The organism is Streptomyces sp. NPDC001617 (assembly GCF_053596855.1).
This window is the reverse complement of record NZ_JBSFHA010000056.1, coordinates 64,887-74,881: the sequence shown is the minus strand read 5'-3', so window position 1 is coordinate 74,881 and position 9,995 is coordinate 64,887. Positions and strand designations below refer to the sequence as shown.

6 protein-coding genes are annotated in these 9,995 nt (G+C 69.8%); 1 reads left to right on the top strand and 5 read right to left on the bottom strand.

The annotated features are described in order from the left end of the window. Both ACWC09_RS34170 and ACWC09_RS34165 read right to left on the bottom strand, forming a co-directional pair. Positions 1–662 (bottom strand): maltotransferase domain-containing protein (locus tag ACWC09_RS34170; RefSeq protein WP_450854810.1); only part of this gene is annotated, 662 nt, incomplete at its 3' end. Between the two features lie 227 nt (positions 663–889). Beyond that, on the bottom strand, positions 890–2,092 hold the full coding sequence (locus ACWC09_RS34165) for a S8 family peptidase (protein ID WP_450854809.1): 1,203 nt from the start codon (positions 2,090–2,092) through the stop codon (positions 890–892). A gap of 260 nt (positions 2,093–2,352) precedes the next feature. On the opposite strand from ACWC09_RS34165, the gene ACWC09_RS34160 reads away from it, so the two are divergent. Next, on the top strand, positions 2,353–4,971 hold the full coding sequence (locus tag ACWC09_RS34160) for a glycosyltransferase family 1 protein (RefSeq protein ID WP_450854808.1): 2,619 nt from the start codon (positions 2,353–2,355) through the stop codon (positions 4,969–4,971). 80 nt (positions 4,972–5,051) lie between these two features. Here the strand turns inward: ACWC09_RS34160 and ACWC09_RS34155 are convergent, their stop codons facing one another. The 3 genes from ACWC09_RS34155 to ACWC09_RS34145 all read right to left on the bottom strand — a co-directional run bounded on the left by ACWC09_RS34155 (position 5,052) and on the right by ACWC09_RS34145 (position 9,646). Next, the gene (locus tag ACWC09_RS34155) at positions 5,052–5,570 is read right to left on the bottom strand and encodes a DUF1990 domain-containing protein (RefSeq protein ID WP_450854807.1); all 519 of its coding nucleotides are present in this window, start codon (positions 5,568–5,570) and stop codon (positions 5,052–5,054) included. A gap of 67 nt (positions 5,571–5,637) precedes the next feature. Then, a complete protein-coding gene (locus ACWC09_RS34150) occupies positions 5,638–7,317 on the bottom strand; it encodes a M4 family metallopeptidase (protein ID WP_450854806.1) in 1,680 nt (559 codons plus the stop codon). 304 nt (positions 7,318–7,621) lie between these two features. Then, positions 7,622–9,646, bottom strand: a complete 2,025-nt coding sequence (locus tag ACWC09_RS34145; protein ID WP_450854805.1) for a M4 family metallopeptidase — start codon at positions 9,644–9,646, stop codon at positions 7,622–7,624. Positions 9,647–9,995: the final 349 nt, after the last annotated feature.

The window sequence follows — 9,995 nt, the reverse complement described above, 5'->3', positions numbered from 1 at the left end:
GTCTCGGAGGCGGTGACGAACTCCCGCAGCGGGTGCGCGGCCAGCACCGCGTCCACCTCCGGCGTCAACGCCGCCGCCAGCCGCGCGGCGGCCGGGCGGGTTTCGTCGCGGAGCGCGGCGACGGCGGCCAGTGCTATGTCACATTGCACAGGAGGCATCCCGGCGGCCGCCCGCTCGTACAGCCGTGCCCCCTCCTCCAGGACCAGCTCCGTGTCCATCCCTGCCGGGATCTTGATCTGGGCATGGTGGCGCCAGGTGGTGACCGGGTCGCCCCAGGCCTCCACGGTGAAGGTCCAGTGGCCGGGGTCGCCGGCCGTGACGGTGGCGCCCCAGCGGTCGGTGCCCGGGGCGAGCTCGCGCAGCGGTGTCCAGGGGCCGGGGCGGCCTTCGGGGTCGGTCAGGACCACGTTGGCGGCGACCGCGTCGTGGCCCTCACGGAAGACGGTGGCCGAGATCTCGAACGACTCGCCGGTGACGGCCTTGGCGGGCCGGCGGCCGCGCTGGACGACCGGGCGGACGTCGAGGACGGGTATGCGCCCGATGCCGGCGGTGTCGCCCGCGGAGGGTGGCTCCGGGGCCGACGGTCCGGCGTCGGCGGTGCGCACGGGGGCTGTTTCGGGCTTGCGCGTCGTGGGTGCTGACGAGTGGTGCGTGGCGGGCATGACCGCTCCTGTCCGCGTCAACGTGGGTGGGCGGATGGCGTGTGGGGAGGGGGTCCTGCGTGGTGTCCATGGTGAAACGTACCGGAGAAGCCTTCCCACCCTATTCGGGTGAGCATTCCGGCACTTTGTTAACTACTCACGCGTATGTCTACACACAAGACTGGCCCCGTTCTGAACGAACGGGGCCGTCTCACACCGTGTTCCTACGCGTGTTCCCCGCTGCCTTCCTACGAGGGGGGTACCTGGAGAAGTTCGTCCGGTGAGCCGAGGCCCCGGCCGGAGATCTTCCCGGACACCGCCAGTTTCACGATCGCCCTGGACACCTGGGCCGGCGTCGCCTTCGGATGGTCGGCCAGATAGAGCGCGGACGTGCCCGTCACATGCGGGGTCGCCATCGACGTACCGGAGAAGGTGGCCTTTCCGGTGTCGCTCGCGTACGAGGCCGAGGTGATCGACACTCCGGGGGCGAACACGTCGACGGCCGAGCCGAGGTTGGAGAAGCTCGCCCGTGCGTCCGTCCTGTCGGTCGCGCCGACTGTGATGGCCTCCGGGACGTCCGCCGGGGAGTAGAGCGCGGCCGGCAGACCGTCGTTCCCGGCGGCGACGGCGTAGGTGACACCGGACGCGATGGAGTTGCGGACGGCCGCGTCCAGCTGGGCGTTGTGGTAGCCGCCCAGGCTGAGGTTGGCGACCGCGGGCTTCCTCGCGTGCTTGGTCACCCAGTCGATACCGGCGATGACCTGGGACGTCGTACCGGACCCGTTGTTGTCGAGGACCCTGACGGCGACCACCTTCGCCTTCTTGGCGACGCCGTATGTCGTCCCGGCGATGGTCCCGGCGACATGGGTGCCGTGTCCGTTGCCGTCACTCGCCGTGGGGTCGTTGTCGACGAAGTCCCAGCCGTAGCCGGCCCGCCCGCCGAAGTCCTTGTGCGTGATCCGGATGCCGGTGTCGATCACGTACGCCGTCACACCGGCACCCGCGGACTCGGGCCAGGTGTAGCTCTTGTCCAGCGGCAGGCTCGGCTGGTCGATCCGGTCCAGGCCCCAGGACGGCGGGTTCTTCCGCGTGTGGTCGAGGCTGACCCGGGTGTCCTGGACGACCGAGGCGACCTGCGAGTCGGCCGCGAGGAGCTTCGCCTGTCTCTCATTGGCCTTGATCGCATAGCCGTTCAGGACGGTGTCGTAGGTGTGGCTTATTTTCGCCCCGTACCTCTCGGCGATGTCCTTTCCGGTCGCCGACGGAGCCTTCGTACCCCCCTTGAGTGTCACCAGGTAACTTCCGCTGACGGAGCCGGGCTCTCCGGCGCCCAGTATCCGCCCCTGAGCTACGGCGTGCGCGGGCAGGGTCATGGCTGAAAGCGCGGCGGCACAGGTCACCGCCGTGAGGCCCCCTGCCCGGCGCAGACGCCGTGTTCGCGTCCGTGCCATGGTCGATTTCCCCCTCCATTGGCTCACTGCGCAGCCTCTCGTGGGGTGCAGAAGGTCCACAAGGGGGCCTACGAGGGCGGAATCGGCCATGTCGGCCATGACGGACGGGTGAAGGTTGCGTTTGTTTCCGGACTGTGTACGACTCTGCCGCGCTCTTGGACGCGCCGTGGTTACGGAGCCCCCCGCACCGATACCGTCGAGGTTGACGACGAGACGCACACCGCCGTGCGTCCGCACAGCGACACGCGTCGAGGTGGAAAGTGAAGGCGATCCGTCGGTTCACCGTCCGTCCCGTTCTCCCCGAACCCCTCCGTCCGCTCAGCGACCTGGCCCGCAATCTGCGCTGGTCCTGGCATGCGGAGACCCGTGACCTCTTCCAGTCCGTCGACCCCGAGCGCTGGGCCGCCTCGGAGTGCGATCCCGTACGGCTGCTGGGCAGTGTGTCGCCGGCGCGGCTGGCCGAGCTGGCGGAGGACCGCCGGTTCCTGCGTCGGCTGACGGCGGTCGCCGACGACCTGAGCGACTACGTCACCGGCGAGCGCTGGTACCAGGCCCAGCCGGGCGGGCTTCCCGCCGCCGTCGCCTACTTCTCGCCCGAGTTCGGCATCACGGCCGCCCTGCCGCAGTACTCGGGCGGGCTCGGCATCCTGGCCGGCGACCACCTCAAGGCGGCCAGCGACCTGGGTGTGCCTCTGATCGGCGTGGGCCTCCTGTATCGGCACGGCTACTTCCGCCAGTCCCTCTCCCGCGACGGCTGGCAACAGGAGCACTACCCGGTCCTCGACCCCAACGAGCTGCCGGTCGCCCAGCTGAAGGAGCCCGACGGCACCCCCGCCCAGCTCTCCCTCGCCCTCCCCGGCGGCCGACAGCTGCACGCCCGCATCTGGCTCGCCCAGGTCGGCCGGGTGCCGCTGTTGATGCTCGACTCGGACGTGGAGGAGAACGACCTCGGCGAACGCGGGGTGACCGACCGGCTCTACGGCGGCGGCAGCGAACACCGCCTGTTGCAGGAGATGCTGCTCGGTATAGGGGGTGTGCGGGCGGTGCGCACCTACTGCCGGCTCACCGGCCACCCGGCACCGGAGGTCTTCCACACCAACGAGGGGCACGCCGGCTTTCTCGGCCTGGAGCGGATCGCCGAACTCTGCGACGACGGGCTGGACTTCGACTCGGCCCTGGAGGCGGTCCGTGCGGGGACCGTCTTCACCACCCACACCCCCGTCCCGGCCGGCATCGACCGCTTCGACCGCGAACTCGTCGCCCACCACTTCGGACCCGAGGCCGAACTCCCGCACATCGACGTCGAACGCATTCTGAACCTGGGCATGGAGACCTACCCCGGCGGCGAGCCCAACCTCTTCAACATGGCGGTGATGGGCCTGCGCCTCGGCCAACGCGCCAACGGCGTCTCGCTGTTGCACGGTCAGGTCAGCCGGGAGATGTTCTCCGGCCTGTGGCCGGGATTCGACCCCGAGGAGGTGCCGATCACCTCCGTCACCAACGGCGTCCACGCCCCCACCTGGGTCGCCCCCGAGGTCTTCCGCCTCGGCGCCCGGCAGATCGGCGCCCAGCGCACCGAGGACGCGCTCACCGTCGGCGGCTCGGACCGCTGGGACGCGGTCGCCGACATCCCCGACCAGGACATCTGGGAGCTGCGCCGGAACCTGCGGGAGCAACTGGTCGACGAGGTACGGGAGCGACTGCGCGCCTCCTGGCGTCAACGCGGGGCGGGGACCGCCGAGTTGGGGTGGATCGACGGGGTGCTCGACCCCGACGTCCTCACGATCGGATTCGCGCGCCGTGTCCCCTCGTACAAACGCCTGACGCTGATGCTCCGCGACCGCGACCGTCTGATGGATCTGCTTCTGCACCCCGAGCACCCGATCCAGATCGTGGTGGCCGGCAAGGCCCACCCGGCGGACGACGGCGGGAAGCGGCTGGTCCAGGAGCTGGTCCGGTTCGCGGACGACCCGAGGGTGCGGCATCGGATCGTGTTCCTGCCGGACTACGGCATGGCGATGGCGCAGAAGCTGTACCCGGGCTGCGACATCTGGCTGAACAACCCGCTGCGGCCGTTGGAGGCGTGCGGGACGAGCGGTATGAAGGCGGCGCTGAACGGCTGCCTCAACCTCTCCGTCCTGGACGGCTGGTGGGACGAGTGGTTCCAGCCCGACTTCGGCTGGGCGATCCCGACGGCGGACGGGGCGGGCACGGACCCGGACCGGCGGGACGACATAGAGGCCGCGGCGCTCTACGACCTGCTGGAACAGCGCGTGGCACCGCGCTTCTACGAACACGGCCAGCACGGCCTGCCCGACCGCTGGATCGAGATGGTCCGCCAGACCCTGACCCTCCTCGGCCCGAAGGTGCTGGCCGGCCGCATGGTCCGCGAATACGTGGAGCGTCTCTACACCCCGGCCGCCCATGCGCACCGCGCGATGGACGCCGACTCCGCGCGCGAACTCTCCGCCTGGAAGGGGCGGGTGCGGTCCGCCTGGCCGGGCGTCACGGTCGACCACGTCGAGACCTCGGCCGCCACACCGACCGCGGAACTCGGCACGACCCTCGCCCTGCGGGTACGCGTCGGCCTCGGCGAGCTGCGCCCGGAGGACGTCGAGGTCCAGGCCGTCTCGGGCCGCGTCGACACCGAGGACGGCATCACGGACGCGACGACGGTCCCGCTGAAGCCGGCGGGTGGACCGGACATGGACGGACGCTGGGTGTACGAGGGCCCGCTCTCCCTCGACCGGACAGGGCCGTACGGCTACACGGTCCGCATCCTGCCGGCGCATCGACTGCTGGCGTCGGGTGCGGAGTTGGGGCTGGTGACGGTGCCTGGTGAGGAGACCGGGGAGGGGGCGGGTGTGCTGATGCGGTGAGCGGCTCTTCTCGACGCCGGTCACGCATTCTCAGCCCGTCCGGGGGCGGCAGCCCCCGGACGGCGCCCCCAGACCCCCGCTCACCCCTCGGAGAGCGGCGCGCACAACCGCTGCAGCACCTTGCCGCAGCGGCGCGCGTACGCGTTCTGCAGCCCCCGGGTCGCCGGACCGCCCGCCCGCGCGTACCACTTCGCCGGGCGGCTGAACGCCGAGACGGTCAGCCACACCGTGCCGTCTCCCGTGCGCTCCACGACGAACAGTTCCTCGCCGCACTCCGGGTGGTCGGTCAGGGTGCCGTAGGCCCAGCCGGTGCGGCGGGGTTCCTCGACCGTGTAGATGACGCGGCACGGGGCCTTGATCATGCCGGCGAGGGTGACGGTGACGTCGACGTCCGGGGCCGCGCGGTCCGCGCTCGCGTCGATGCCGACGCCCAGCTCGCGGTGCATCTCCCAGGACATGACGGCCTCGGAGGCTCTCTGGAAGACCTTCTCGCCCTCGCCGATGCGCGTGCGGACATGGAGGAGGTGGAAACCCGGCGGGCAGAACCCGCCGCGCCGGGTCGCGCCGACATCGTCGTACGTGTAGTCGCTCGGGGGCATGGGACACAAGAGTAGGGCGGTACCCGGGGATGCCTTCGTCCCGGGTACCGCCCTGTCAACCGCTGGGTCAGCTGGTGACGTTGACGCCCGTCCAGGCCGCCTTCACCGTCGCGTACTCGGTGCTGCTGGAGCCGTACAGGTCCGCCGCCGCCGACAGGGTGCCCGCGCGGGCACCCGAGTAGTCGGTGGAGGACGTGAAGTACTCGGTCAGCGCCTTGTACCAGATCTGCAGCGCCTTGGCGCGGCCGATGCCGGTGATCGTCGAGCCGTTCTTCGTCGGCGAGTTGTAGCTCACGCCGTTGATCGTCTTCGAACCGCTGCCCTCCGAGAGGAGGTAGAAGAAGTGGTTCGCGACGCCGGACGAGTAGTGGACGTCCAGGTTGCCGACGGAGGAGGACCAGTAGTCCGCCGAGCCGCCGTCCTTGCTGGGCTTGTCCATGTAGCGCAGCGGGGTGCCGTCGCCGTTGATGTCGATCTTCTCGCCGATCAGGTAGTCACCCGGGTCGGACGAGTTGGCGGCGTAGAACTCCACACCGGTGCCGAAGATGTCGGAGGTCGCCTCGTTCAGGCCGCCGGACTCGCCGCTGTAGTCCAGTCCCGCCGTGTTGGCGGTGACGCCGTGGCTCATCTCGTGGCCGGCCACGTCGAGCGAGGTCAGCGGGTCGAGGTTGCTGTCGCCGTCGCCGTAGGTCATGCAGAAGCAGCTGTCGTCCCAGAAGGCGTTGACGTACGAGCTGCCGTAGTGGACCCGGGAGTAGGCCGCGACGCCGTTGTCCTTGATGCCGGAGCGGCCGAAGGTGTTCTTGTAGAAGTCCCAGGTCTCCTGCGCGCCGTAGGCCGCGTCCGCGGCGGCCGTCTGGTCGGTGCTGGAGCTGGAGGCCGCGCCGGTGCCCCAGGTGTTGTCCGAGTCGGTGAACAGCGTGCCGGTGCCGGAGCTGCTGGTGTGCTTCAGGTTGTACGTCTTGTGACCGCCGCGGGTCGTGTCGTACAGCTGGTACGTCGAGCCCGACAGGTAGGTGTTCAGGGTGACGTTGCCCGAGTACAGCGTCTTGCCGGTGCCGGTCGCGGCGCCCGCGTTCTCGATGCCCTGGTACTCGTAGAGCTTCTTGCCGGTCGCCGCGTCGGTGATGACGTGCAGCTGGTTCGGGGTGCCGTCGTCCTGGAGGCCGCCGACGATGGTCTCGTAGGCGAGGACCGGCTTGCCGTCCGCCGCCCAGATCACCTTGCGGGCGCCGTCGGCGGCCGACTTGGTGGAGCCCAGCGTCTTCGCGGCGCTGACGGCCTGCTTCTCGGCCTTGGCCGGGGTGACCGCGGCCTTGAGCGAGGCGATCTTGATGGTGGCCTTCGTCGCCTTGGTGACGCCCTCGGACTTGCCGGACTTGGCGGTGTGGACGACCAGGTCGCCGCCCAGGACCGGCAGGCCCGCGTAGGTGCGCTCGTAGCGCGTGTGGGTCGTGCCGTCGGCGTCCTTCACGACGTCCTTGACGACCAGCTTCTCCTTGGCGCCGAGGCCTATCTGCTTCGCCGTCTCGGCGACGTTCGCCTCCGCCTTCTTGATGAGGGAGACGCGGGTCGCGGCGGACAGCGCGGCGGGGGCGCCGGCCGTACGGGCCGCGGCCAGGGAGTCCGCCTGGACGGGGGCTGCGGACGCACCGGTGGTCAGGCCGGTGGTGAGCAGGGTTCCGGCGGCGACAGCGGTCGCGATGGCCAGCGTCGAGCGCTTGTGACGCGCGTAGAGGGGGGTCACACAAGCTCCTTGTGGTGGGGGAGTCCGGCACGGCCGTGGGGTGGCAGGCCGGGGTTGCTGTGAAGTTGTGCGGCGGTTGTGAGGAAGAGTGGCATCAAGGCGCGTACATGTCAGCGCCCCGAAGTGATGTTGGCCGAAAACCGACTGTCGGGCGAACATTGCGGGCATGTAAACCGGGCCGACCGGGGTCAATGGCCAACCATCTGTAGGTAAGGCGGTGGCAAAATGAGGGCGCCGCCCCGGAGAGGTGAACCACCGGGACGACGCCGTGATTTCGGGCCCGGGACCCGTTCGGGCCCCCTGCCTACGGGAAGGTGATCTTCCAGCTGTTGATGCTGCCGACGTCCTGTGCGGCCTGGTCCTGAACCTTCAACTTCCAGGTGCCATTGGCCGATTCGGAGGAGGCGTTCACCGTGTAGGTGTCCGTCACGTTGTCCGCCGAGTCGGAGGAGCTGAAGTTCTTCAGCCGGTACGAGGCGCCGGACGGGCCGACCAGATCGATCACCAGGTCGCCGCGCCAGGTGTGGCTGATGTTCGGCGTCACCTGAAGGTTGCTCGGAGCGTTCCCGGTCCGGCCCGAGACGGTGATGGACGAGGTGACCGCCGGCCCGTTGTCCGGAATCGACACCGCGGTCGTGTTCTCGTACGACGTCCCGGTCCCGCCGCCGCCCCCGCCGGAGCGCGCGCCGACCGCCACGGCCGCCCACGCGTCCTGCACCGCCTTGTACTCGGTGGACGTCGTCCCGTACAGCTCACCGGCCGCTGCGAGGGTGCCGGTGCGGGCGGCGGCGTAGTTGGTGGTGGAGGTGAACTTGGTGGTCAGCGCCCGGTACCAGATCTGCAGCGCCTTGTCCCGGCCGATGCCGGTGACCGGAAGCCCGTCCGAGGTCGGCGAGTTGTAGCTGACGCCGTTGATGACCTTGGCGCCGCTGCCCTCGCTGAGCAGGTAGAAGAAGTGGTTGGCGACGCCCGAGGAGTAGTGCACGTCGAGGTTGCCGACGCCCGAGTACCAGGAGTCGGCGGAGCCGCCGTCCTTGCTGGGCTTGTCCATGTAGCGCAGCGGGGTGCCGTCGCCGTTGATGTTGATCTTCTCGCCGATGAGGTAGTCGCCGACGTCGGAGGAGTTGGCGGCGTAGAACTCCACGCCGGTGCCGAAGATGTCGGAGGTCGCCTCGTTCAACCCGCCCGACTCACCGGAGTAGTTGAGGCCCGCCGTGTTCGACGTGACACCGTGGCTCATCTCGTGGCCGGCCACGTCGAGGGAGGTCAGCGGGTCGGCGTTGCCGGAGCCGTCGCCGTAGGTCATGCAGAAGCAGCTGTCGTCCCAGAAGGCGTTGACGTACGAGTTGCCGTAGTGGACGCGCGAGTAGGCGCCGACGCCGTTGTTCTTGATGCCGGAGCGGCCGAAGGTGTTCTTGTAGAAGTCCCAGGTGACCGCGGCCCCGTAGTGCGCGTCGGCGCCGGCCGTGGCCGCGTTCGACGTGGTGCCGTTGCCCCAGGTGTTGCTGGTCTGCGAGAACAGCGTGCCGGTGCCGGACGTGCCGTGGTTGAGGTTGTACGTCTTGTGGCCGCCGCGGTCGCCGTCGGTCAGGTTGTAGTTGGAGCCCGACTGGGTCGTCGTCAGCGAGACCGTGCCGCTGTACTGGGTGTTGCCGGTGCCGGTCGCGTTCTCGATGCCCTGGTACTCGTAGAGCTTCTTGCCGGTCGCCGCGTCGGTGATGACGTGCAGCTGGTTCGGGGTGCCGTCGTCCTGGAAGCCGCCGATCACGGTCTCGTAGGCGAGGACCGGCTTGCCGGAGGCGGCCCAGATCACCTTGCGGGCGCTGTCCGCGGCGGACTTGGTCCCGCCGAGGGCCTTCGCGCGCTTGACGGCCTGCTGCTCGGCGGACGCCTTGGTGACGTCCGGGGTGAGGGACGCGACCTTGATGGCCGCGTTCGTCGCCTTGATGACGCGCTGGGTGGCGCCCGATTTGGCACTGTCGACGATCAGGTCGCCGCCGAGGACCGGCAGGCCGTCGTACGTGCGCTCGTAACGGGTGTGCAGCGTCCCGTCGGCGTCCTTGACGACGTCCCGCGCGACCAGCTTCTCCTTCGCGCCCAGGCCTATGTCCTTGGCGGTCTGGGCGCGGGCCGTGTCGGCGTCGCGTATCAGCTCGGCGCGCTGCGAGGGGGAGAGCTTGACGGCCGCATGGGCGGGGTTGCCCTTGGCGGAGGCCTGGGCCGGGGCGGCGGACGCGGCGCCCGACTGGACGGCCGCGGCGAGCAGAGCGCTGACGCCGACTACGGCGAGGGTGTGGGAGGTGCGTCTGCGAGAGGAACTGCTTCTCAACACTGACTCCTTCTGCGTGGCCGCGGGTCGCGCGGCCAGGGGAGATCCGGACGGTGGGTCGACCGTCCGGGCAGAACTTAGGGGTGGAGCTGTGGGGTTGCTGTGTTGAAGCTGTGGGAAGGGTGGCAGGAGATTCCGATCCTGTCAGGAGCGCGTCAGGAACTTGGCCGGAATTGGTTCGTTGTCCGGTTGCTCATGTCCGGTATGCGGAACCGCTGTTGGGTCGTGAGCGGACCCTCAGGGAGCCGCGGGCGCCCGCGGCACAGGCGGCGGCACGGCGTGGGTGACGCCGGTGGAGGAGGTGGTGCGCATCGGAACGCGGGAACGGGGCCGGACGCGAGCCCTGCGT